Consider the following 23269-nt stretch of genomic DNA (forward strand, 5'->3'; position numbering starts at 1 on the left):
AAATGCCAAACGAAGAAGTGTACAATGAACAAGCAGGTGTAAACAAAGAAGTAGCGGACAATCAACCAAAATACGAAAACAGCCTAACATTTGATGACAGTGTCATCGAAAAAATTGCTGGTCTTGCAGCGCGCGAGATTAACGGTATTTTAGATATGAAAGGTGGCTTTACAGACCGTTTTGGTAGTGAAAACTTATCAAAAGGTGTGTCAGTAGACGTCGGTGAAAAACAAGCGATTGTCGACTTGAAAGTCATTTTAGAGTATGGCCAAAGTGCGCCAACGATCTTCAAAAAAGTAGTTGACCTTGTAAAACAACAAGTAAACTACATGACAGGTATTCACGTAGTAGAAGTAAATGTACATGTGAGTGATGTCATGAGTGCAAAAGAATTTGCACAAGAAAAGTCAAAAGATAAAGGCAACAATGACTTAAGATAATGAATAGAAGCGAGGGCCTAACTCACATTAGGTTCCTCGCTTTTTTAAATACTTAACAAAAATGTCAGAATATTTAAAAAGCATACTTGACTACTAGGTATATACGTGTTTATAATCAGATATACAAATAAACAGACCGACCAGACAACTGGAGGGCTTCTTTTTAAAGAGCCCTCCTTTTGTCTTTTCATAAAAGGCTGACTAGACAACTAGAGTCCTACTAAACATAATTTATTATGCTTAGTAGGGCTTTTTTGGATAACGAGAAGGAGGAAACATCATGGTCCAATTAGAAGAAATTTTTCACTTACCAGATTTACAATTTGTACAATTTTGTGAGAAGCGTTTTGCACTAAATAAGGGCATTTATAACACGATTGATTCATGGTTTTACGACACAGGTATTACAGATATTGTGGAACGACGCAAACTTATTTTCCAATTTAGTATGCAACACTGCACTGAAAAGACAAAGTTTGGACCAGGGGGGCTGACTAGAAAACTAGAAGCTTTTATGGATCAGGTGGATGTTTTAATCGCAGTACACTAAAAAAATTTAACGTTAATTCATAGTTATTTGATAAGTATTATAATGATTAAAGAAACGGGGGAATACACATGTCTTTACAATTTGCTTATTGGGCACCAAACGTAAGTGGGGGTCTCGTTATTTCAAAACTACCTCAAAAAACAGGATGGGATTTTGAAGATAATGCACGTTATGCCGAGATTGCTGAAAATATTGGATTTGACTACGTTTTATTACAAACACGTTTCTTTGCGAGCTATGGTGCTGAACTACAATTAGAAGCAGCGTCATTAGCTTCTGCACTTGCGGCACGCACAAAGAAGTTAAACATTATTACAGCTGTCTTGCCAGGATTATGGCATCCAGGTGTAATGGCGAAAATCATTAGTACGATTGATCATATTAGTAACGGTCGTAGTGCGATTAATATTGTGAGTGGTTGGTTCAAAGGTGAGTTTACAGGATACGGCGAGCCATGGTTAGACCATGATGAACGCTACCGTCGTTCAGAAGAATTTATTCGTGTACTGCGTGAGCTTTGGACAGAGGAATATGCAAATTTCAAAGGTGATTTTTATTCGTTAAATGATGCGCAACTAAAGCCGAAGCCAATAAAGCAGCCAGAGATTTTCCAAGGTGGCAATTCAAAAGCGGCGAAAGAAATGGCAGGTCGTGTATCAGACGTTTACTTTATGAATGGGAATACACTTGAAAATATTAAAGCACAAATTGACGAAGTACGTGCGCTACGTGAAGCGAACGGTCATGGCCCGATTAAATTTGGCGTCAACGGTTTTGCCATCGTGCGCGATACGGAAAAAGAAGCAAAACAAGTGCTGCGCGATATCGTGGAACACGCCGATCAAGAAGCGGTTGAAGGATTTAAACAATCTGTCAAAACAGCGGGTCAATCGACGAGCGATGGTAAAGGGATGTGGACGGATACGTCGTACGAAAATTTACTACAGTACAATGAAGGTTTTAAAACTGGACTAATCGGTACAGCTGAACAAGTAGCGGATCGCATTATCGAATTAAAACAAATCGGTGTCGATATCGTTTTAACAGGTTTCTTACATTATGAAGAAGATTTGCAAGCGTTCGGTGAAAAAGTGATGCCACTCGTTCGCGAAAAAGAAGCACGCTTAGGCTTAGAGGTGGGGATTTAATGACAACAGTGTTAACACAACCAATAGAAGAAGTCGTCAGCACGCTCGTTGAAGCATTTGCGCAAACAGCGAGCGAGCGCGACAAAAAAGGCGGCACCGCAAAAGCAGAACGTGATTTACTACGAAAAAGTGGCTTATTACGTTTACATACAGACAACTGGACAGATATTTTAGCGATTACGCGTCAAATTGCCAAAGTCGATAGTTCATTGGCACATTTATTTGGCTATCATTTTTTATGCCGCGCATCAGTTGAATTGTATGGCACAGCCGAGCAAGTGGAAAAATTCCGTCAACAAACGATTGCGAACGATTATTTTTGGGGCAATGCATTCAATCCATTAGATACACACGTCCAAGCAACACGTATTGACGATGCTTGGTACATAAACGGTACGAAAAGTTTTTGCTCAGGTGCAAGTGATTCTGATTGCTTGTTAATTTCAGCACAAAAACCGAATGGTGCAGGGCCGTTAATTGCAGTTATTCCGACGTCGCGCGCAGGTATTACAACGCAAAATGATTGGGACGCATTCGGTCAACGTCAAACGGATAGTGGCAATGTCACATTTGATCAAGTCATCGTCTATGATGATGAAATATTAGATGCATATGAAGCGGGTGATAGCAATTTATTCGCAACGGTTCGTACACATATTGCGCAATCTGTACTTATTCACGTTTTATTAGGTACAGCAGAAGGTGCTTTTGAAGCCGCGCAACACTATACGCGCACACAAACGCGTCCGTGGGTGACGTCACATGTAGCAACGGCAACGGAAGATCCGTATTACATTCAACATTACGGTCAATTGTTCGTCAAACTACAAGCGAGCGATGCATTAGTAGCCGTTGCGAACGAAAAACTAAACGATACGTGGGCGCAAAAACAAGCGATTACGACGGCACAGCGCGGTGAGTGTAGCATTGCCGTTGCGACAGCGAAAGTACAAGTCGTTGAAACGGCACTTGATGTGACGAGTCGCGTGTTCCAAATGATGGGTGCGCGTGCGACATCTGCGAAATATAACTTTGACCGTTATTGGCGCAATGTTCGTACACATACGTTACACGACCCAATCGATTATAAAATTCGCGATTTAGGGAACTACACATTAAATGATCAATATCCAGAAATCTCAGCATATTCTTAGGAGGGCAAACAATATGGAAATCTTTTGGTTCATTCCGACAAATGGCGACTTCCGTCAATTAAATAACGAAGTAGGGGCTCGTCCAGCGACGGCAGATTATACGCGTCAAATTGCACAAGCGGTTGATCAACTTGGCTATACAGGCGTACTGATTCCGACAGGTAAAACGTGTGAAGAAGGCTTTATCGTTGCTTCAACACTTGTACCTGTCACAGAGAAATTAAAATATTTAGTAGCAGTTCGTCCAGGTTTAATGTCACCAAGTTTTGCGGCACGTATGTCTGCTACGCTTGACCGTTATTCAAATGGTCGTTTATTAATCAATGTCGTAGCGGGTGGCGATCCAGTCGAGATGGCAGGAGAAGGCGTTTTCCTTGATCATGACCAACGTTACGATTTAACAGATGAATTTTTAACGATTTGGCGCGATTTGTTTACGAAGGAGGACGTTCAATATCAAGGCGATTATTTACAAATTGAAAGTGGTCAGCTACCATATCCGACAGTACAGAAACCATACCCACCACTTTATTTCGGCGGTTCTTCACCAGCAGCACTCGAAGTAGCAGCAGATCACGTAGATGTGTACTTAACGTGGGGTGAACCACCAGCAGCCGTAAAAGAAAAATTAGCGCGTGTCCGTGCAAAAGCGGCAGAACACGGTCGCAAAGTAGAGTTCGGTATTCGTTTACACGTCATCGTTCGTGAAACAGAAGAAGAAGCTTGGGCGGCAGCGAATAAATTAATCGAGCGTATCGACGATGAAACAATCGAAAAAGCACAAGCTGTATTTAAACGTATGGATTCAGAAGGTCAACGTTTAATGACAAGCTTACATGAAGGCGATCGCAATCGTTTAGAAGTCAGTCCAAACCTTTGGGCAGGCGTCGGTCTTGTTCGTACAGGCGCTGGTACAGCACTTGTCGGTGATCCAGAAACGGTTGCCGCACGTATTAAAGAATATCAAGATTTAGGCATTGATAAATTTATTTTATCTGGTTACCCACATTTAGAAGAAGCATACACAGTTGCAGAATTGTTATTCCCGCTTCTCGGTTACAACCAAGAAAAAGATGAATTAGGTCGTACGTTCTTAAGTCCATTTGGTGGATTAACACTAGCTGGCGCAAAATAAATGAATCAGCTTTAAACTTTACGAAAAAAGGAGATCGCTCATGCGGTCTCTTTTTTTGAAAATAGGGCTTAAGGTCTGTTAAATTCGTTTTTTAGCGGGTAGCAAAATAGTAAGGGTGAAAAAGCAAAGTGATGACACTATACATGTATCAACGTCATTTCACCAAGTACAGTGTAGGAGGAGTCAAACAATGGATAATCAAAAGAAAAAACAACTAGAACAATATACAGTAAGTGATGAAGGTAAAGATTTAACGACAAATCACGGTGTAAAAGTCAATGATGATGAACATTCGTTAAAAGCTGGTGACCGTGGTCCAACGTTAATGGAAGATTTCCACTTCCGCGAAAAGATGACACACTTTGACCATGAACGTATTCCAGAACGTGTCGTCCATGCGCGCGGTACCGCAGCACATGGCGTATTTGAATGTTATGAAGATGCCAGCGATATTACGATGGCGAAGTTTTTAAATGAAAAAGGCAAAAAGACGCCTGTATTCGTTCGTTTTTCAACTGTTGCAGGCTCACGTGGTTCTGCTGACACTGTCCGAGATGCACGTGGCTTTGCAACGAAGTTTTACACAGAAGATGGGAACTACGATTTAGTCGGTAACAACATTCCAGTTTTCTTCATTCAAGATGCGATTAAATTCCCTGATTTCGTCCATGCAGTCAAACCGGAACCACATAATGAAATTCCACAAGCGCAAAGTGCCCACGATACATTTTGGGACTTCATTGCGAATAACCAAGAATCTGCACATATGGTCATGTGGCATATGTCAGACCGTTCAATTCCACGAAGCTATCGTATGATGGAAGGGTTTGGTGTGAATACTTATCGTTTCGTCAACAGTGCCGGCGAAGCGCATTTCGTAAAATTCCACTGGAAGCCGTTACTAGGCGTACATTCATTCGTTTGGGATGAAGCGCAAAAAGTAGCTGGTAAAGACCCAGACTTCCACCGCCGCGATTTATATGACAATATCGAACAAGGTAATTTTCCACAATATGAATTAGCTGTGCAATTAATTCCACAATCAAAAGAATTTGATTTTGATTTCGACGTATTAGACCCAACGAAAATTTGGCCAGAAGAAGAAGTGCCATTACGTAAACTTGGATTAATGACGTTAAATCAAAATGTGGATAATTTCTTCGCTGAAACAGAGCAAGTCGCATTCCACGCTGGACATGTCGTACCAGGTATTGATTTCTCAAATGACCCATTATTACAAGGACGTCTATTCTCTTATACAGATACACAATTAATCCGTCTCGGTGGTCCAAACTTCCACGAAATTCCGATTAACCGTCCTGTTTGTCCTTTCCATAACAATCAACGCGATGGTTATCACCGCCAAACGATTAATCGAGGTCAAGTAAGTTACAATCAAAATTCATTACAACAAAATACGCCGAGTGTGACAGCGCGCGAAGATGGTGGCTATGAGCATTACGATGAAAAAGTAGAAGGTCGTAAAGTACGCGCACGTAGTGAATCATTTAAAGACCACTTCACACAAGCGCGACTTTTCTGGAACAGTATGACACCGGTCGAAAAAGAACATATTACGAAAGCGTTCTGTTTCGAAGTAGGTAAAGTCGAAAGTAAAGACGTTCGTAAACAAGTCGTTGATATGTTTGCGCATGTCGATCACGACTTAGCAACAACACTTGCGAAAACAATCGGTGTTGCACCACCAGCACCACACGTTGCGAATGAAGATCTTGTTACAAAATCATCGCCAGCCGTGAGCATGTTCCAAAATCCAATTCAATTTGTAAAATCGAAAAAAGTCGCATTAATTATTAGTGAAGACATCGATGCATCGCCTGTGAAAGAAGCATTAGAAGCAGAAGGCGTTGTTGTTGAAACGATTAGTAGCCAACAAGGTAAAGTCGGTACGTTAGAAGTCGACCATACGTTTGAAACAGCTTCTCCAGTGTTATACGACGGTTTATTCGTTGCTGGGGTATTCAACGATATGCTATTAACACGTAAAGTTGAAAAGTTTGTCGATGAAATTTACAACCATTATAAAACAATCGGATATTTAACAGAAAAAATGATGCAACCACCATATCAAACAGGTGCTGGTGTTGAAAGTTCAATCGAAACGTTTATTGAATCCCTTGCGAAGGGTCAACATTTTGAGCGTGAAGATGCCATTGGCTAAATGATGCATCATCTGAAAGGAGGGAAGGAAACTTTCCTTCTTTTTTTGTGCGCAAAAAAGAGAAACTACTATTATAAAGGTAGTTTCTCTTTTGACATTCCATTAAGTTTCCGCATAAACAGCATTTTTTAATTTTTGCAGCGCGCGTCTTCTCGTACGTGACACTTGCATTTGAGAGATATTTAATTTCTCTGCCACTTTCGTTTGCGTCAATTCTTCCATATATAATAAATGAATGACGACTCTTTCTAAAGGCGAGAGGACAGAAAAAATTTGATTAGCTGTAATCATTTCCTCTGCCTTTTCAAAATCACGATCAATCTCACCGTGTAAATCATAAATAGAAGTAGCAGAGCCATCACCAGATCCCGAATCAAGTGGGGTTTCAAGTGAGAGTGCTTTATAACCACTCATAAGCTCCATCGTTTCGAGAATAGCTTCCTCATCAACCTCTAAATACGTTGCCATTTCAGGAATGGTTGGGGAACGCTCATATTTGACATATAAATCATACAAAGCTTTATTTACGTGTTTATAAAGCTCTTTCACACGTCTGGGTACGTGCACATCCCACGTTTCATCTCGGAAATACCGTCGTAATTCTCCTAAAATCGTCGGAATTGCGTAACCGATGAAGCGATTTTCTGCTGTTAAGTCAAAGCGGTCAATCGCTTTTAATAAACCAAGTACCCCAATTTGCATCAATTCTTCTTTTTCTGGAGAGCTATGACGATATTTATTAACCAAAGACATGACGAGAGGGTTAAAGTTATGCACTAGTTTTTCCTTTGCTTCGCAATTTCCATTTTGCGCTTCAGCAATCCAGTGCCTTATATTTTCTTCAGAAGCATAATCCATGGTAAATCCTCCTTTGTCACGTTCAATACTTTTACCCTCTTATTTAAAGAAATGTGTAAAAAAGAGGGAAAAGGGTACTTTTATCCGTCTCAGCTAAAGTATTATAGGAAAATAAATAGTATAATTTCACATAATAAAAAATACATACGACAAAAGCATTAACGAAAATGTCGATAAAATCTATTATTTTAACCAAAATATTACTAAATATACAAAATTAAATGTTGCAAATACAATAAAAAAACGGTAATGTAATGTTGTAAATACAACAAAAAGAGGTGCCATATGACGGATATTTTACGCGAAATTGGGATGATTGCACGTGCGCTCGATTCTATTAGTAATATTGAATTTAAAGATTTGCAGCTCACGAAAGGTCAGTACTTATATTTGATTCGAATAGGCGAAAATCCAGGGATTATTCAAGAGAAGTTAGCAGAAATGATTAAAGTCGACCGAACGACAGCGGCGCGAGCGATTCAAAAGTTGGCGCAAAATGGATTTATCGAAAAACGAAACGATCCGCACAATAAAAAAATAAAAAAATTGTATACGACCGAGAAAGGTGAACGTATTTGGCCATATATTGCACGCGAGAATAAATATTCGAACGATATCGCTTTAAGCGGTTTTACAGCACAAGAAATCGACGTCCTAAAGGCGGCATTGTACAAAGTACGTCAAAACGTTGAAGTCGATTGGGAGCGCGTAAAAAAAGGTCATAAACGTGATTATTAGAAGGGTACCAATGATTAAACAATGCACAGTAGCAGATATTCCAGCACTGCAACAAATTAGCGAAGAAACATTTTACGACACATTCGCTTCACAAAATAGCGAAAAAAATATGCGTGATTATTTAGCGACCGCTTACGTGCCAGAAAAGTTAACACGAGAGTTAAATACGCCAAATAGTGCTTTTTATTTTCTTTATGAGGAGGACGAGATTGTCGGCTATTTAAAAGTAAATATGCTGCAAGCGCAATCAGAGCCTATGGGCGACGATCATTTTGAAATTGAACGCATTTATGTCCGACAAGCGTATCAGAAACGTGGCTTCGGGAAAGTGTTAATGAATCATGCATTATCACTTGCGAAAGCTGCGGATAAACAATACGTATGGCTAGGTGTATGGGAGAAAAATGAAAACGCGATTGGCTTTTATAAAAAAGTAGGTTTCCAACAAGTAGGCGCTCATAACTTCATGATGGGAGATGAAGCGCAAACGGATTTCATTTTAGAAAAAAAGTTATAAACAATATGCTAGTAGAATAAAGATATAAATATTCTTATAAAACATTTAAAATGAATAGATTTTCATTGTTTTAAAACGTTCTTTTTCGCTATAATTCAAATTATTTAAAGGAGCGTATATACATGACAAAAACCCCCCATATCGTTGATGGTGCTTGGTTAGAAGCGCATTTAGAAGATGACAACTTACGCATTATTGATGCATCAACATTTTTAAAAATTCCAGAAGAAGGTTACCTAGAAATTTGGTCAGGTGCGGAAGCGGCAAAGCACCATTTACGATTGCGCCACGCGAACAATTTTTAAAAGCAGTTGCGCCACTTGGTATTACGAAAGATACGGCTATTGTGATTTATGACCGCGGTCCATTAGTGAACGTAGACGTTTTAGCGTCAGATTGGTCAGCACGTCTTCGTTGGCAGTTAAAGTACGAAGGCTTCGACAATGTTGCTGTGCTTGACGGCGGTTTCCGCAAATGGAAATTAGACGGACGTGTAACGGAATCTGGTGAAAAACAAGTGATGCCGACAACGTTTGAATTTGAACGTCGCCCTGAATTAATCGTTACAAAAGAAGATGTAAAAGCAGCGATGAATGATGAAAATGTAATTTTAATTAATAGCTTATCAGAAGCGGATTTCCGTGGAGAAACGACGACGTACCCACGCCCTGGTCACATTCCAGGTAGTAAAAATGCGTTCTTCGGTAGTCACTCAAATCCAGAAACACGCTTACTGTTTGAAGATGATGTATTACGTGCAACATTCGAAAAAATAGGCGCACTAGATCCAACGAAAAAAGTGATCACATATTGTGGTGGCGGTATTGCAGCAACTTGGAATGCATTATTACTCAATAAACTTGGTCAAGAAAATGTTGCGGTATATGATGGCTCTATGAATGAATGGGCAGCAGATCCATCTTGTCCGCTTGTTACTTTATAAAGTGTAAAACTTAGTGTCTATTGGCACTAAGTTTTTTTGTGTAAAATAATGGGTGGAGGGGATTTTATGAATATCGGTTTTTACGGTGCAGGTAAAGTCGGCACGTCACTTGCGATTTACTTTAAGCAACAAGGATTAGCAGTTAGTGGTTTTTATAGTCGCAATGCGGCACAAGCGAAAGAAAGTGCGACGTTATCAGCAACAGCAGCATTTTCAACGATAGAGGCACTCGTTAAACAGAGCGACTGGATTTTTATAACTGTGTCTGATACATATATTGAACATGTCGCAGCACAACTGATGCCACATTTACAGCATCACGTTTTATTCCATTGTTCAGGCGCGGCACCAAGTCACATTTTACAAGTACCAAATGCTTACGCGTTCCACCCATTATATGCATTTCCATCTAAAGAAACGCCATTAAATGAACAAGTGCTTTTTACGTTAGAAGGTAGTCCAAATGTGGAAGCAATCAAGCAACAACTCGCCACGCTTGGCAATCCAATTCAAATCATTGAAGCACATCAAAAAGCGAAGTATCATGCGGCATGTGTGATGGTGAGCAATTTTGTCAATGGACTCGTCTATGCAGGACAACAAATGTTTGAAAGCATCGGTTTTTCTGAAGAAACGGCGACACAAGCGTATAAGCATTTATTTTGGCAAAATGCGCAAAATATTTTTGAACGAGGCGCAGTAGCGGCATTAACAGGACCAATTGAGCGAAATGATGTTACAACGATTGAAAAACATTTACAAGCGCTAGAAGCTTCTGAAAAAGAGGTTTATGCAACATTAGCGAAACTCGTTATCGATACAGCCCAAGTAAAATATCCTGCGCAATCATATGATGTTTTAAAGAGGAAATTTTAATATAGAGTAATATTTGTAAAAGCCTAATATATGTTAGGTTTTTATATTATTATACAATTATAAAATTATATATTTATAAATATATAAAAATAGTTTGACAATTCAGAAAATTATAATTAATATTATTGAAGTTACATTATTTATAACAAAGGGGTGATTGTGTGAAAAATTTCAAAATTTTAATGGCCAGTATGATTGGTTCTATCATTGAATGGTACGATTTTTACTTATATGGGACAGCAACGAGTTTAGTTTTTGCGACGCTGTATTTCCCATCAGGTAATCCAACCGTTTCCTTGCTCGTAGCTTTTGCAACATTCGGAGCAGGATATGCGGCGCGACCGATTGGTAGTATTTTATTCGGGCACTTCGGTGATAAAATTGGCCGGAAAGCATCGTTGATGTTGACGTTAATGGGGATGGGTGGTAGCTCATTTTTGATTGGATTGTTACCTACATATGCACAAATAGGTATTATCGCACCAGCACTACTCGTATTTTTACGTTTAGTACAAGGTTTAGCTCTCGGTGGTGAATGGGGCGGTGCAGTATTATTAGCGACAGAAAGTGCCAAAAAAGGCGTCCGCGGTTTATTCGGTTCGATTCCACAGTTAGGCGTACCAATTGGTTTAATTATCGGTACATTTAGCTTTACATTCATCGGTTCTATTACGACGAATGAAGCGTTTATGTCATGGGGATGGCGTATTCCATTTTTATTTAGTGCTGTATTAATTGCACTTGGCTTATGGATTCGTAACGGTGTTGATGAAACGCCCGAATTTAAAGAGCGCCAAGAAAAAGGTGACATCGAGAAGTTTCCAGTCGCGACGTTATTTAAACATCACACGAAAGACGTATTCCGCATTATCGGTTTAAAATTAGGTGATGGGTTATTCAACGTATTTAGTATGTCGTTTATTTTAACGTATGCAACAGTTTACTTAAATTATACACGTGAGGAAGCACTATATGGTGTGTTAATTGGCTGTGTGGCTATGATGTTTACGATTCCAATTGTCGGTTATTTATCAGACTATATCGGGCGTAAAACAATTTATATTATCGGTGTAACGATCTTATTACTCGGCGTATATCCGTACTTTTATGCTGTCGATCATGGTGGTACCATTTTCTACGTTGCACAAATTGTATTATTAGGTGTCGTTTGGGGTATGGTCTTTGCGACACAAGGAACATTTTTCTCGGAATTATTCCCGGCAAATATTCGATATACAGGCTTATCATTAAGCTATCAAATTGCTGCAGCAATTGCTGGTTTCGGCCCGATGATGTGGACAGCGTTAGGTAGTAAGTACGGCGCTTCTCCAATTGCTTTCGGTACATTTATGGCAATTGGGTTAGTCATTTCATTATTAATGACGATTTTTGCAGCACCAGATACACGTAAGCAATCTCATTACTCCGATATTCAAGAACGGGATGAAGAAGAAAAAACATTACAAACGGTGCAATCTTAATATGATAAAAAACTCGTCCGATGTTATCGTCGGACGAGTTTTTGTTTAGTATTATATAATTGAAAAAATTAAACATGAAAAGATAAACAATGCCATCGCAAAAACAAACACGCGCTTATATGGGATTTTTTCAGTAACCCATATTAACTTATCGAATAGTAATGTGAAGCCTACATTTGTTATTAAAACTGTTGACACTAAAAACGTGATTGTAGCAATAAAATTTATGACCCCCGAACCCGGTATTGAAAATAGCATTAAAACACTAATTAAAAATAAAATAACCCCTACGACAGTTAGCATACACCCACTAAACCTTCTAGACATATGTTCCCCTCCTAATGCTATCGATTTACACGTCTGCCGCCCCTATGAATAGCACGTTTTTAAAACGATCGTTATGAATAACCATACCTTTTTCTCACGACAAAAAAACCCCTTAGAAATCAATCCTAAGAGGCTAACGTGCAACGAATTAGTAAGGGTTTGTACCTAAAATTGTTGCTTGTTTGATGTAAATGCGGTTTGGTAATTTTAATTGGTTCACGATTACTTCTGCAAGATCTTCAGGTTGCATCATACGATCAACTTTTGCTTCGTCGATTAAACCAGATTCACGTGCAAGCTCTGTTACAACAGTACTTGGTGCAAGTGCTGTTACGCGAATGTTGTTGCGGCGTACTTCTTGTGCTAACGATTCTGTTAAACCGATAATACCGAATTTAGCAGCTGAGTAAGCTGTAGAAGTGGCAGCCCCATTTAAACCGTTTGTAGAAGAGATGTTAATAACATCACCTTCGTTTTTCTCGATTAATTGAGGTAGCACCGCGCGTGTTACGTAGTATGTACCTTTGATACCTGTATCAACAATTTTTGTCCACGTTTCAGGATCTTGTTCGACTAATTTACCGAAGCCACCCATACCTGCATTGTTGATTAAAATATCTGCTTGACCGATTGTATCTGTTAAAGTAGCGATTGCTGCTTCTACTTCTGATTGGTTTGTAACGTCAGCAGTTGCGAATGCAGCTTTACCACCATTTTTTGTAATTGCTTCTGCAACTTCTTTTACTTGTGCTTCTGTACGCGCAAGTAAACCTACTGTTACGCCTTCTTTTGCTAATGCTTCTGCTACGGCGCGACCGATACCACGACCTGCTCCTGTAACAAATGCAGTTTTACCTTTTAAATTTTGTGCCATTTAGCTCATTCCTTTCCTGCTAGTTTTTTTATTATATACGTTTTTTCCTAATTTGAAAAATATAAAAGCTTTTTATGTTTAAAATGATAAAAATTTGTCAATAAAATAGAGTAGATGTGAAAAATCAATTACAAATGTAAAGACATGAATGATTAAAATAAGGAGGGTTTTAGTGGATATTCAAAAATATGATGCTTCAAAACAACGTGTAACATTAGAATTTTCATCAGAAGAATGGGAGCAGGTGTGTCAACTATTGAAAGGGCAACGTTATGAACAAACAATGCCTGATAAAATCCTATCGATCGCTTCACATATCGAAATGCAAGCTGCTCACGTTGTAGCGCAGCGATAATTTACGAAGAAATTGGGTGAAGCTATGTATTTGAAAACATACAATCATGCAAAACAAAAAATATTACTCGAAATGAGCGAAGATGAGTTCAGGGAATTGTGCCGTATATTAGAGACATATCAGATGTCACAAGAGGCAATGGAACAACTACAGCTCATCAAATATCAACGAGAAGAAAAGCAAAAGTGTGACAACTGAGTGTCGACAGGACGCTCTTTTTTTGTGCAAGCGTGCTATAATTTAACGTATAAGGGGGCGATAAAATGGAAGCAAAAATCATCGCAAATGCCTTCAATGCATTGTCAGGAGATCCATTACGCCAAGTTTATAGTATGTATGTCGAAATGACATCACTCGATCTATTCGGCTCCGCTTGGAATAAAGAATTAGAAGAAGCGATGGCATTGCAAACGAAAAAATTAGCGACACAAAGTGAGGAAGAAATTCGCTTGCAGCTCGTACTCCAGTTACTGCAAACGACGAACCAACGTGCAGTCGCTTTACAAGACGACCAAGCATATGAATTGGCTTGTGCGCGCCTACTAGGTATGACAGGCGCGACAACGATTAATACGCTTATCCAACAAACGTGGCAAACGTTGATTGAAAATATCGCACACGAATGGCAGCTGTTATCACAAATGGAACGTAGCCATTTGGCAAAAGATATTTTTAACTATGTAACAACATTTTCAGTAGAAAAACGCGATGCCTTGCAACAAGCGCTTCAAATGCCGCAAATGACGTCAAGACATTTAGAACAAGCACTTAGCGAACGTGGAATTGTTGAGTCATTACAAACGATTGAGGAGCAATTCGGTCTCGATATTTATCCGATTGTGATTAACAGTGTGGCGGATCTTGAAAAAATTGATATCCCCCTCGGCTTTTTTACGTTAGTAAAACATCGCGCAGTTGCGGCTGTTTCAGGAAGCTTTTTAACGTATCGTATTTCGAATAAATCGATGAAGCGTCAAATGATTCCAGCGATTATTGTACAAGTCGCTTTGCCATATATGCTTGCGAAACAACCAGCTGTTACACGTTTCGTACAGCAACGCTGGGAAAACATTGTGCGCTACTATGAAAAATTATCGAAAGCATTGACACAAGTCGATACACAGCACAAAGATGCACAATTAGCGATTCAAACATTAGATGAATTAACGCATATTTTAGCTGATAAAATACAAGCAGAACGACAGCAAATCGCTAAAGCGGAAGAACAAACGTATGATTTGCTGACGACAGTAGTAGATATTCCGACGTTAGAACCTTATACGTCCATCGTGCGTAAACTACGTGCGGATATCGACCGTCTCGATCGTTTACAAGATACGACTGTCGTGACGCATCGTTTATTAGATAAAGTAAAATCAGCGACGAAAAAGTTAGAGCATCGTGCGAAAGTAAAAACGATGAACCATACGCTCACAAAAACGCTCGAAAAGATGTCGGTCGCATTACTCGAAAAACAAGTGCCTTTTGATGGGAACGTGCAGCTACAATATAATGATGCACGTACGCATATTCAACAATATGAAGAAGAACAACAATTGGTTGCGCAAAAAATACAGCGCAAAACAGACGATATTCGACAATGTATCGCGCAATATGAAAAACTAGAGCAACAAATGTTTGAGTTGGAAACCCGTTATCCAATGATCCGTACGTTATTTGCTGTGAATGCTTAAAAGGAGGAACCAAAATGGTGTCCTCCTTTTTTTAATGGTTTGAAATAGAGACGTGGGTAGTAGCAATAACGGTAAGTAGTTGTAGCAGTTGCATCATTAGTACGTCATCTTGACGTTCGAAATGCGGCGTGTGCACGATTGTTTGATTAATGGCGCAAAGACCATCACGTATATGCTGTTGGCGAATGTCTGTATACGGTACTTGAATCGTTCGGAACCATTTGCCTTTTCCTTTAAGTGTCGTTGATGTTAATGACAGAATCGTATTTTTACGAATGGTATACGCAAATAAAATGTCTGACGCTTCGTGTTGTGACAAATAAGGACGCGCGGTATCACTAAACTGCGAAATGACATAGGCACAAAGCGACGTTAAGGACGTAAATGCATCTTGTTGAAGTAACGTACGGAAAAGCGGGTTTTCATAGCTTTCTAAATGAATCATAGCATTTCGATCATCAAACAGCGTGCGCGCATCTTCGCAACGCTTTAACACATCGTCTACATCTGTAAAAGCAATCTCTTCTAAGAAAGTACGCAATTCATCATTAGTATCTCCATATAGCGCATACGCAATGGCTACATGAATCGGCTCATAAGGATCGGCAAGTAGTAGTGCGACGACAGTTTGTTTTGATGGTGTTTGTTTAAGCACATCAACGAACTCTTTGGCGCGCTCCCATTGTTGAAATGGTAATGCGTTTGGTGCCCATGAAGGGTCGTTTTTTGCGAGTGCTACGTAGGACATATAGACGAGATGCAGTTGCAATAGCGCATCATAAATCGTGTCATAATATTGTTGAAACATGAACGGTGTAAAAATGTCCTCGTTGATGGCCTTTAAGTTATGCATGGATTTTGCTGTTTCAAATTGTTGGCGAACGTTCGCTTCGAATTGTTCGATGTTAAAAATGGATTCATACGATTGTTGTCGAAATGCAGTCTCGTCTAAATCTGTATGTAATAGTTTTGCTTGAGAGACGTAATAATCGATTTCATGATCAATGTATGCAGCTTTTTCTACACAAATTTTTTCGAATGCAGCGACGAGATGCAATGATTGTTGTTCAATGTTGGATAACTTTGTCACCACAGTTTTACTTCTAAACATCGCTACTTTGCGAATAGCACCATATGATTTTGTCGTTTTTGGCAATTGGATTGTTTGTCCATACAATTGAATGATTTTTTCTTCTGTCATCGAAAACGCCTCCTTTTTCTACAATATTATCACGAAATTCTATTTTATGTATACATTAAACTGTTTGATGTATAAAAAATATGTTGTATCGTCAAATGGATAGGTATAATAGGAGAAAAGGAGGGCTTACGATGAATATTCATGAATTATTAACAGAAGCACAATTACAAGATACACTCATTGGTACGCTCGGTATTGAATTTACGGAATTAGAAAAAGAACGTGTTGTTTGTACAATGCCTGTAACACCGAAAACACATCAACCATTTGGGATTTTACATGGAGGTGCGTCTGTTGCTTTAGCAGAAACAGCTGCTTCAATTGCCGCATTTTTAAATGTAAATCCTGACACACATTATCCAGTCGGTTTAGAAATTAATGCGAATCATATGCGTGCGAAGCGAGATGGCATCGTGACAGCTATTGCGACACCGTTTCATATCGGCCGCACAACGATGGTTTGGCAAGTAGAAATTAAAGACGAACAAGATCGTCTCGTTTGTGTATCACGTTGTACGGTTGCTGTTGTCGCCAAATAACAGTTATTCATAAACATATAAAATAAATGAGGTTGGAAAATGAAACCAGAAATATTTATACAAAACGGGGAGAACGTAATACCATATAAAATTTTTAATAATGACAACGCATTTTTTAAGAGTTCATTAGGGTTTACAAATGATATAGAAGCGACGGATTATAATATAATCGTATCTAAAATCGTTGAATTTCCGTTAACTATTGTGTTTTATGAACTGTTTCCGATAAATGTAGAAAAAGAGATATTAAATATTAAAAATGATAATCACCTTACCATTATTAGAATTTATTCGCTTGAAGAATGGGATTTCATTTTCCAACAAATATATATGAATCTGGTGAATGGAGTAGAAGTTTCTATGTTCACTTTTGTAAATACAAGTGACTTAATTTCTTTTAAAAATTCCCCAATAAATCAATTTACTGAAGAAGTAGAATTTCCTTTCATAGATAGTGTAGAAGTGATGACCTATATTAGACTCTCTATTTATGGAATGTTTATTCAAACTGTAGATTCAGCGTTAAATAGTCTTGAAAAAATTTATATGCGACTAGAAAATTTGGTTAGATTAGATTCATTTAATAGTGATTTATAAGCAAATAATGTTTCGTATATGCTAGATTTTTTAATGCTTGTTGAAGTGAAAGTGCCAACCATACTTTAAGGACACCCAATTTTCGGGTGTCTTTTTCGTTTCTAAACCTTTCAAAATCATTTTATAAATGTTTAAAAATATTCGGTTATATTCGCGTTTCAACTGCTGATCAAAAAATCGCACGCCAGGAAGCAAAGATGAAAGCGCTAGGTATTGATGATCGTGATATTTATATTGATTACGCTAGCGGTAAAGATTTTAACCGCCCGCAGTATCAAAATATGAAAAGCCGTCTCCGTTCCGGTGATTTAGTTTACGTCGACGCACTCGATAGACTAGGCCGCAACTATGAAGCCATCATTTCTGAGTGGAAGGAAATTACGCGCAAAATCAATGCTGATATTATCGTCTTAGAAAATGAAACGCTTTTCGATAGTCGAAAATTTAAAGCGATGAATACAGATGACAGTCAGCTCGGTTCATTGATGGAAGATCAATTCCTGTCTCTTCTTTCATATGTCGCCGATCAAGAGCGTAAAAAAATTCTAAAGCGTCAAAAGGAAGGTATTGAAGCTGCACGTAAAGCTGGTAAGCAGTTAGGGCGTCCAACAATCAATTTGGAGACGTTATCAAAAGAACAGCGTGAGATTTTAGAGGCTAATTTTGATAAGTGGCAGGCGAAGGAAATCAAGGGCGTGGAGTTTATGCGGATGCTGGGGTTGAAGAAGAATATGTTTTATAAATTAACGAGAGAATATAAAATGCACCTATAAAAATTAAACTAAAAGGGGATATTAACATGAATGAAAAAGTTACATTGAATCTCTATTTAAATACGTATAGAAGAAGAGAATACATTCTCATCTATAAAGGGCTACAAGATAAGTTTAACGCTATGAACGAAAGTTTATTCAAGGACATAGAAGGAGCAGCTAATGAGTATAGAGAAAAAAGAATAAAAGAAGATGAAATTGCTTATGATTATGAAGTAGTTGACCCGGCAGAAATATTTGAAAGGATAGAAATGGAAACTGTAGATTTTTATGAGTCTGAAAAGCTAATGGAATACAATTTTTATTTCTCCTTATTAACAATGGCTTATCAGATTTTCGAACAGCAATTACGTGGTTTTATTTATTCAGAATTAAATCATAGTACTAGTTCAGTTAGAATTAAAAATAAATTTTCAGATTTTGGTTCTAATATGGGACAAATAAAAAAGGCCTATGAACTATTATCTTATGATTTAACTGAAGCTTCTCAATGGGAAGATATTGAAATGTTATATAAGGTTGTGAATACTTATAAACATGGAGATGGTCGTTCAGCTAATAACTTATATAGAGATAATCCAGAAATGTTTTTAAAAAGTCCATTTAGTAAAAAAGATTAATGGATATAAAATTAACTACCAATACAGAAATAGTTTTGGACATTGAGCAGATTAACTTTGAAAAATATATTAATATTCTTATAGATTTCTGGGAAGGCTTTCCTGAACACCTTACTTCCATTATTGAAATTGAATAAGTTATTAGAAAAACTCTTAGATTTTATTACTTATGCGAAAAATATTTCCAAACAACATTTTGGTAAGGTTAATTCTCAATTTTTTTAAAATAGACAAGTTTATAGACAGAAACCACATAAAAAAGCCGCTCCAAATGTTAATCTGGGGCGGCATCTCATTTTGTCTATAAAACGGTGATTTAATAGATAAAAGCTATTTTTTAATTGTAGTAAGTTTACCTTTTTTGAACTTATACACATAATTTTTATTAGGATATTCTTTTTTAAATTGTAATTTATTTGGCGTTACAAATTTTAGAGACTTTACGCTACCCTTATAAGTTCTAGCTGGATATGCACGTACTATGCCAGAGGGCGAAACACTTATAAATCTAAAAATAACATATCCAATTCGTCCTTTACCGTCAGGATTTAAAGTAAATACGTCTGTATATACGAGATTTAAATAACCATTTGAATCTGTCGCATAAGTTAAATTGCTACCAAGTCCAGCAGTAATCATTTCCTCATGATATAAATAAAGACCGTTTTTCTTTTTAATAATGAGGCCTGGAATTTTATAATATCCATCATTACCTTCATTTTCTATCACTAATCCATTTGGCAAAGTCTTTTTATATTTTTTTGAGTAAAAAGATGATCCCTTGTCTGAGTCAAAACTCGGTGCAATATAGGTTTTATAGCTTTTAGCACTGGCTTCAATGTTTTCTTGCGAAATGTTAGTTACTGTTGCACTTATTCCTAATGCAAGTGTTACAGCTAATAAAATTTTTTTCATTTTATTTCTCACCTCTTATATAGCATACTCTTTTTATAAAGACGAATATATTAATTTTATGCTGTCTATGTATTGTTTTATTTCTAAAATAAATCTGAAAAAATCACATATATTTTAGGAAAACATTTCCAAACAACATTTTAGCAAGTTGATGATAATGAAAAAAGCCATGACAATGTCATGACCTTTTTTTAATATCCAGAGATAGTTGCGATTGTTTTCATTGTGTCAAAATGACCAATACTTAATGTTGTGTTCCCACCATAAGATGAAAATCCTACATAATAATTTGATGCTTTGAATAAACGATCGACTGGTTTACCATAAAGTTTTTGTAAATCTTCTTTTGTCGTCGTTTGTTTAAAATAAACTTTGTTGATTGCTTCTACGCGAGCAGTTGCTTTTGGTGTATCTTTCGTACCGTTTGTTTTGAACGCGTATGTAGCACTGTCCTTTCCTTGATAGACGATTAAGTCACCTTCCGTTAAATCAGAATGACCTGCTACTTTTTTCTTTAAATCTTTATATGTCATGCCAATAGTACCTTTTACTTCAGGTAAGGTACCTCTTTTTGTGAAATTGTTTAAGGAATTAGTTGTAATAGATTTCGATTTATATGTTGACGCTTCTGCTTGAGTAGCAGATGAGAGTGCGATAGGTGCTAGTAAAAATAAATTCACCAGTAAAAAGCCGATAGAGTACTTCAATTTTGCCATTTTTTCTCCCCATTTTTATTTATTCTAAATAAAGAGTAGTCTAATGTAAATGGTTTTGAGAATAAAGATTATGATAAAAGTATTACTTATTTTTAGGAAACATGTTCAAAAAAGGCTACTCCTGGGGATGGAGTAGCCTTTTTTGAAAAATTGAGATGAGTGGAGTTGCATACATGAGTATGCAAAATCATTCTTACGAAACAAATGTTTCATAAGCCAACATGCAACAATGTTGTAGATTAAATATATATGAAAATTCTGAATTTTTCAAGATTATAATAGCATGATTTAGCGAATTTTGATTGGTTAATGTGAAAAAATCTCTATAATAGAAGAGAGAAAGAAGGTATGTGAGATGAAAAAATGGATTGTACTTGTCGCTATGAGCTTAATGGTGATCGTGCTTGTTGCATGTGGAGAAAAAGAACAAGAGAAAACAACACCTGCTACAAATGATAGTTATAAAAGACCACCAACATTATATTTAGCAGTTAGTGATGTGTTAATAGAACGAATCGATGCACAGACGTATCAATGGACGTATACGGACAAAGAAACGAATGAAACGGTTCAAAATGCGACAGACGCGCTACCACCTTCAAAAACGGTGTCAATGGATGATGTTTATAACGTTAAAGATATGAAATATTTAAAAGTAGGTTTCCAACCGATGCCTCAATTTTATCGTTTAATGATTTGGGATCAGCACGATGAACAAGTCGCTAAATATACAGATGAAGCAGACATTAAAGAAAGTGGTACATATATTTTAGAAGTTGAAGCAACGTTTGAAAATGGAACGGCGCAATATTTTGTACCGATTCACTTACCGAAACGTCAATAAGAGGATGTAGATCGCCGGGCGTATGTATAAATTTATACATACGCTTTTTTTCGTAGATATAGTACATCAATAGTCGTAGTCACTTTAAAAATATAAGTCGAATGTATGGAATATCGCTTAAAAACGATAAATCTTTTAAGAAATTGGGAAAAGTACATATGAAAAGGGGTGAACAACATGTCAATTAATTTTCACGACGAAAAAAATAAGATGACGTACGCTTCACGTAAAGCAAATGCTTCATGGAGTGAAGATATCGAAGCACTTTTACCGCCAGGGAAGCATTTTATTCGAGCTGCTGATTTAGGGTGTGGTGGAGGTATTTATTCGAAAGCGCTCGTCGATGCGGGAGTAGAATCTGTCGTCGGCGTTGATTTTTCACAAGCAATGCTAAATGGTGCTGTCTACAACTGCAAAGATTACGAAACGATATCATTTCAATTAGGGAGTGCTGTTGAAACGGGGCTAGACGATGAAGCATTTGATTTAGTGCTTGCGAGAGCTTTAATTCATCACTTAGATCAAATTGAAGATACGTTTAATGAGTCTTATCGGATTTTAGAAAAAGGTGGCTATTTTATCGTACAAGATCGGACGCCAGAAGATGTTTTAATGCCAGGTAGCGAAGAACATATCCGTGGTTACTTTTTCGAGAAATTTGAAAAGCTAAAAATTACGGAAGTGCGCCGTAGACATACGAGTGATCAAGTCAAAAAAGCGTTAGCTACTGCTGGATTCACACTAGAAAAAGAAGTGCCATTTTGGGAAGTACGGGCGACTTATCCGTCTAAAATGCGCTTAAAAGAAGAATTACGACATCGCATTGGCCGTAGCATTTTATATGAGTTAGATGACTATGAATTAGAAGAGTTGATTGAATTTATCGATCAATCATTAACAAAGGAGCGCAATATCGTTGAAAAAGATCGTTGGACGATGTGGATCGCCCGCAAACTATAAAAGTTAAAAGGCAGACGCATACGCGCCTGCCTTTTATGTTGCTGTTAAAAAGTCGATACATAATTTACCGATTGTACTCATAACTTCGTTGGCATGGGGCATATTTTCAGTCAAGACAGCGACGTATAATCGTTCTTGTCCTAGAGAAAAAATGCCAACGTCATGCATGGCAATACGACTCGTTCCGGAAAGGCTCGCAAGTTGCACTTCACTCCCTGCTAATTGCTCCCCAAGCCGTTTTGTGAGCTGTTGGTCGTAAAGCATACCATACAAATGCCTTCGACTTTCTTCATTGAAATAACGATTCGGTTCCCCAATAAGCGTCAAATAAGTGACCATGTCTTGTGCTGTCGTGAAATTGTCGCGCATACGATTGTGTGACATAAATGGTTTTAACAACAACGTATCGTTAGCGCCAACCATTTGGGATAATTGTTGAACGGCTTCCATTCCGACTTCTTCTATTAAAAGGTTTGCTGCACTATTGTCTGATACGATAATCGCTAGTTTCATTAAATCGTGTAATGAGAGGTCGGGTACGTTGTGCAAATAATGAAGTACCCCCGTTCCTTTAACCGTTTCGGATATAGCGCGACGATCTGTTAACGTCAATTGTCCTTGTTCAATTTTTTGCATAACGGTTAATACGAGCGGAATTTTGATGAGACTAGCAGATGTATGCGTTTTTAGTTCATGAAAGCTAAAGCTTTGTTTATGATACGTAATCTTAACGGATAAACCGTCTGTATGGGCATTACATAACGTTTCAACAGAATTTGTAAAATCTATCCAATTCATGAAAACACCACCATAGTTTAGTTTTACTAATTGT

At 37.7% G+C, this 23269-nt stretch carries 26 protein-coding genes; 20 read left to right on the top strand and 6 right to left on the bottom strand.

Features of this window, described 5'->3' with window-relative positions; translation table 11 throughout:
- The first annotated feature begins 2 nt into the window (after positions 1 to 2).
- The 6 genes from KMHG_RS08550 (at position 3) to KMHG_RS08575 (ending at position 6609) form a co-directional block, all read left to right on the top strand.
- Positions 3 to 440, top strand: coding sequence for an Asp23/Gls24 family envelope stress response protein (locus tag KMHG_RS08550; protein WP_010288715.1), 438 nt, complete (start codon positions 3 to 5; stop codon positions 438 to 440).
- 280 nt (positions 441 to 720) lie between these two features.
- Entirely contained in the window at positions 721 to 990 is a 270-nt protein-coding gene (locus KMHG_RS08555; RefSeq protein ID WP_010288717.1) for a hypothetical protein, read from the top strand.
- A 68-nt stretch (positions 991 to 1058) separates the two neighbouring features.
- On the top strand, positions 1059 to 2138 hold the full coding sequence (gene sfnG, locus KMHG_RS08560) for a dimethylsulfone monooxygenase SfnG (RefSeq protein WP_010288719.1): 1080 nt from the start codon (positions 1059 to 1061) through the stop codon (positions 2136 to 2138).
- Positions 2138 to 3292, top strand: coding sequence for an acyl-CoA dehydrogenase family protein (locus KMHG_RS08565; RefSeq protein WP_010288722.1), 1155 nt, complete (start codon positions 2138 to 2140; stop codon positions 3290 to 3292). The genes sfnG and KMHG_RS08565 overlap by 1 nt, the downstream gene beginning before the upstream one ends.
- 13 nt (positions 3293 to 3305) lie before the next feature.
- Positions 3306 to 4427, top strand: a complete 1122-nt coding sequence (gene ssuD / locus KMHG_RS08570) for an FMNH2-dependent alkanesulfonate monooxygenase (RefSeq protein WP_010288724.1) — start codon at positions 3306 to 3308, stop codon at positions 4425 to 4427.
- Positions 4428 to 4617: 190 nt separating this feature from the next.
- On the top strand, positions 4618 to 6609 hold the full coding sequence (locus tag KMHG_RS08575; protein WP_010288727.1) for a catalase: 1992 nt from the start codon (positions 4618 to 4620) through the stop codon (positions 6607 to 6609).
- 102 nt (positions 6610 to 6711) lie between these two features.
- On the opposite strand, the gene KMHG_RS08580 is transcribed toward KMHG_RS08575, so the two are convergent.
- Positions 6712 to 7467 (bottom strand): SigB/SigF/SigG family RNA polymerase sigma factor, encoded by a 756-nt coding sequence (locus KMHG_RS08580; protein WP_010288728.1) that lies wholly within the window; start codon positions 7465 to 7467, stop codon positions 6712 to 6714.
- A gap of 285 nt (positions 7468 to 7752) precedes the next feature.
- On the opposite strand from KMHG_RS08580, the gene KMHG_RS08585 reads away from it, so the two are divergent.
- The 6 genes from KMHG_RS08585 (at position 7753) to KMHG_RS08605 (ending at position 12022) form a co-directional block, all read left to right on the top strand.
- Positions 7753 to 8205 (top strand): MarR family winged helix-turn-helix transcriptional regulator, encoded by a 453-nt coding sequence (locus KMHG_RS08585; RefSeq protein WP_010288729.1) that lies wholly within the window; start codon positions 7753 to 7755, stop codon positions 8203 to 8205.
- A gap of 10 nt (positions 8206 to 8215) precedes the next feature.
- Complete coding sequence (locus tag KMHG_RS08590) at positions 8216 to 8722, top strand: GNAT family N-acetyltransferase (protein ID WP_010288731.1); 507 nt, start codon at positions 8216 to 8218, stop codon at positions 8720 to 8722.
- A 122-nt stretch (positions 8723 to 8844) separates the two neighbouring features.
- Positions 8845 to 9027, top strand: coding sequence for a rhodanese-like domain-containing protein (locus KMHG_RS19760; protein ID WP_010288732.1), 183 nt, complete (start codon positions 8845 to 8847; stop codon positions 9025 to 9027).
- On the top strand, positions 8967 to 9665 hold the full coding sequence (locus tag KMHG_RS17575) for a sulfurtransferase (protein WP_315969398.1): 699 nt from the start codon (positions 8967 to 8969) through the stop codon (positions 9663 to 9665). The genes KMHG_RS19760 and KMHG_RS17575 overlap by 61 nt, the downstream gene beginning before the upstream one ends.
- 66 nt (positions 9666 to 9731) lie before the next feature.
- Positions 9732 to 10541 (top strand): Rossmann-like and DUF2520 domain-containing protein, encoded by an 810-nt coding sequence (locus KMHG_RS08600; RefSeq protein ID WP_010288734.1) that lies wholly within the window; start codon positions 9732 to 9734, stop codon positions 10539 to 10541.
- 161 nt (positions 10542 to 10702) lie between these two features.
- Entirely contained in the window at positions 10703 to 12022 is a 1320-nt protein-coding gene (locus KMHG_RS08605; RefSeq protein WP_010288736.1) for an MFS transporter, read from the top strand.
- 475 nt (positions 12023 to 12497) lie between these two features.
- Here the strand turns inward: KMHG_RS08605 and KMHG_RS08615 are convergent, their stop codons facing one another.
- Positions 12498 to 13223, bottom strand: a complete 726-nt coding sequence (locus KMHG_RS08615) for a 3-ketoacyl-ACP reductase (RefSeq protein WP_010288739.1) — start codon at positions 13221 to 13223, stop codon at positions 12498 to 12500.
- A 172-nt stretch (positions 13224 to 13395) separates the two neighbouring features.
- Between KMHG_RS08615 and KMHG_RS08620 the strand changes: the two genes are divergently transcribed.
- Together KMHG_RS08620 and KMHG_RS08630 are read left to right on the top strand one after the other, a co-directional pair.
- On the top strand, positions 13396 to 13578 hold the full coding sequence (locus KMHG_RS08620; protein ID WP_010288740.1) for a hypothetical protein: 183 nt from the start codon (positions 13396 to 13398) through the stop codon (positions 13576 to 13578).
- 263 nt (positions 13579 to 13841) lie between these two features.
- Entirely contained in the window at positions 13842 to 15272 is a 1431-nt protein-coding gene (locus tag KMHG_RS08630; RefSeq protein ID WP_010288742.1) for a hypothetical protein, read from the top strand.
- Between the two features lie 31 nt (positions 15273 to 15303).
- Here KMHG_RS08630 and KMHG_RS08635 read toward each other — a convergent pair whose 3' ends face one another.
- The gene (locus KMHG_RS08635; protein WP_010288743.1) at positions 15304 to 16473 is read right to left on the bottom strand and encodes a hypothetical protein; all 1170 of its coding nucleotides are present in this window, start codon (positions 16471 to 16473) and stop codon (positions 15304 to 15306) included.
- Positions 16474 to 16604: 131 nt separating this feature from the next.
- Here KMHG_RS08635 and KMHG_RS08640 point away from each other — a divergent pair, with 131 nt between their 5' ends.
- The 4 genes from KMHG_RS08640 (at position 16605) to KMHG_RS08655 (ending at position 19002) form a co-directional block, all read left to right on the top strand.
- Positions 16605 to 17012: a hotdog fold thioesterase gene (locus tag KMHG_RS08640; RefSeq protein WP_010288745.1), complete on the top strand. Its 408-nt coding sequence runs from the start codon at positions 16605 to 16607 to the stop codon at positions 17010 to 17012.
- Between the two features lie 39 nt (positions 17013 to 17051).
- Positions 17052 to 17609 (top strand): hypothetical protein, encoded by a 558-nt coding sequence (locus KMHG_RS08645; protein ID WP_010288747.1) that lies wholly within the window; start codon positions 17052 to 17054, stop codon positions 17607 to 17609.
- A 137-nt stretch (positions 17610 to 17746) separates the two neighbouring features.
- Positions 17747 to 18382, top strand: coding sequence for a recombinase family protein (locus KMHG_RS08650; RefSeq protein WP_026022047.1), 636 nt, complete (start codon positions 17747 to 17749; stop codon positions 18380 to 18382).
- A 26-nt stretch (positions 18383 to 18408) separates the two neighbouring features.
- Complete coding sequence (locus tag KMHG_RS08655; protein WP_010288750.1) at positions 18409 to 19002, top strand: hypothetical protein; 594 nt, start codon at positions 18409 to 18411, stop codon at positions 19000 to 19002.
- Between the two features lie 330 nt (positions 19003 to 19332).
- Here KMHG_RS08655 and KMHG_RS08660 read toward each other — a convergent pair whose 3' ends face one another.
- Together KMHG_RS08660 and KMHG_RS08665 are read right to left on the bottom strand one after the other, a co-directional pair.
- A complete protein-coding gene (locus KMHG_RS08660) occupies positions 19333 to 19917 on the bottom strand; it encodes a hypothetical protein (RefSeq protein WP_010288752.1) in 585 nt (194 codons plus the stop codon).
- Positions 19918 to 20108: 191 nt separating this feature from the next.
- A complete protein-coding gene (locus KMHG_RS08665; RefSeq protein WP_010288753.1) occupies positions 20109 to 20633 on the bottom strand; it encodes a hypothetical protein in 525 nt (174 codons plus the stop codon).
- A gap of 355 nt (positions 20634 to 20988) precedes the next feature.
- Between KMHG_RS08665 and KMHG_RS08670 the strand changes: the two genes are divergently transcribed.
- Together KMHG_RS08670 and KMHG_RS08675 are read left to right on the top strand one after the other, a co-directional pair.
- Positions 20989 to 21477, top strand: coding sequence for an LptM family lipoprotein (locus tag KMHG_RS08670; protein ID WP_010288754.1), 489 nt, complete (start codon positions 20989 to 20991; stop codon positions 21475 to 21477).
- A 177-nt stretch (positions 21478 to 21654) separates the two neighbouring features.
- A complete protein-coding gene (locus tag KMHG_RS08675; protein ID WP_010288755.1) occupies positions 21655 to 22437 on the top strand; it encodes a class I SAM-dependent methyltransferase in 783 nt (260 codons plus the stop codon).
- 33 nt (positions 22438 to 22470) lie between these two features.
- Here KMHG_RS08675 and KMHG_RS08680 read toward each other — a convergent pair whose 3' ends face one another.
- Positions 22471 to 23235: a serine hydrolase gene (locus KMHG_RS08680; protein ID WP_010288757.1), complete on the bottom strand. Its 765-nt coding sequence runs from the start codon at positions 23233 to 23235 to the stop codon at positions 22471 to 22473.
- Positions 23236 to 23269 lie beyond the last annotated feature (34 nt).

The sequence above is a fragment of the Kurthia massiliensis genome (genome assembly GCF_000285555.1).
Taxonomy (GTDB): domain Bacteria; phylum Bacillota; class Bacilli; order Bacillales_A; family Planococcaceae; genus Kurthia; species Kurthia massiliensis.

Coding starts and splice junctions, on each gene's coding strand:
- KMHG_RS08550 (WP_010288715.1), top strand. CDS start 3: ATGCCAAACGAAGAAGTGTACAATGAACAAGCAGGTGTAAACAAAGAA.
- KMHG_RS08555 (WP_010288717.1), top strand. CDS start 721: ATGGTCCAATTAGAAGAAATTTTTCACTTACCAGATTTACAATTTGTA.
- sfnG (WP_010288719.1), top strand. CDS start 1,059: ATGTCTTTACAATTTGCTTATTGGGCACCAAACGTAAGTGGGGGTCTC.
- KMHG_RS08565 (WP_010288722.1), top strand. CDS start 2,138: ATGACAACAGTGTTAACACAACCAATAGAAGAAGTCGTCAGCACGCTC.
- ssuD (WP_010288724.1), top strand. CDS start 3,306: ATGGAAATCTTTTGGTTCATTCCGACAAATGGCGACTTCCGTCAATTA.
- KMHG_RS08575 (WP_010288727.1), top strand. CDS start 4,618: ATGGATAATCAAAAGAAAAAACAACTAGAACAATATACAGTAAGTGAT.
- KMHG_RS08580 (WP_010288728.1), bottom strand. CDS start 7,467: ATGGATTATGCTTCTGAAGAAAATATAAGGCACTGGATTGCTGAAGCG.
- KMHG_RS08585 (WP_010288729.1), top strand. CDS start 7,753: ATGACGGATATTTTACGCGAAATTGGGATGATTGCACGTGCGCTCGAT.
- KMHG_RS08590 (WP_010288731.1), top strand. CDS start 8,216: ATGATTAAACAATGCACAGTAGCAGATATTCCAGCACTGCAACAAATT.
- KMHG_RS19760 (WP_010288732.1), top strand. CDS start 8,845: ATGACAAAAACCCCCCATATCGTTGATGGTGCTTGGTTAGAAGCGCAT.
- KMHG_RS08600 (WP_010288734.1), top strand. CDS start 9,732: ATGAATATCGGTTTTTACGGTGCAGGTAAAGTCGGCACGTCACTTGCG.
- KMHG_RS08615 (WP_010288739.1), bottom strand. CDS start 13,223: ATGGCACAAAATTTAAAAGGTAAAACTGCATTTGTTACAGGAGCAGGT.
- KMHG_RS08630 (WP_010288742.1), top strand. CDS start 13,842: ATGGAAGCAAAAATCATCGCAAATGCCTTCAATGCATTGTCAGGAGAT.
- KMHG_RS08635 (WP_010288743.1), bottom strand. CDS start 16,473: ATGACAGAAGAAAAAATCATTCAATTGTATGGACAAACAATCCAATTG.
- KMHG_RS08640 (WP_010288745.1), top strand. CDS start 16,605: ATGAATATTCATGAATTATTAACAGAAGCACAATTACAAGATACACTC.
- KMHG_RS08645 (WP_010288747.1), top strand. CDS start 17,052: ATGAAACCAGAAATATTTATACAAAACGGGGAGAACGTAATACCATAT.
- KMHG_RS08655 (WP_010288750.1), top strand. CDS start 18,409: ATGAATGAAAAAGTTACATTGAATCTCTATTTAAATACGTATAGAAGA.
- KMHG_RS08660 (WP_010288752.1), bottom strand. CDS start 19,917: ATGAAAAAAATTTTATTAGCTGTAACACTTGCATTAGGAATAAGTGCA.
- KMHG_RS08665 (WP_010288753.1), bottom strand. CDS start 20,633: ATGGCAAAATTGAAGTACTCTATCGGCTTTTTACTGGTGAATTTATTT.
- KMHG_RS08670 (WP_010288754.1), top strand. CDS start 20,989: ATGAAAAAATGGATTGTACTTGTCGCTATGAGCTTAATGGTGATCGTG.
- KMHG_RS08675 (WP_010288755.1), top strand. CDS start 21,655: ATGTCAATTAATTTTCACGACGAAAAAAATAAGATGACGTACGCTTCA.
- KMHG_RS08680 (WP_010288757.1), bottom strand. CDS start 23,235: ATGAATTGGATAGATTTTACAAATTCTGTTGAAACGTTATGTAATGCC.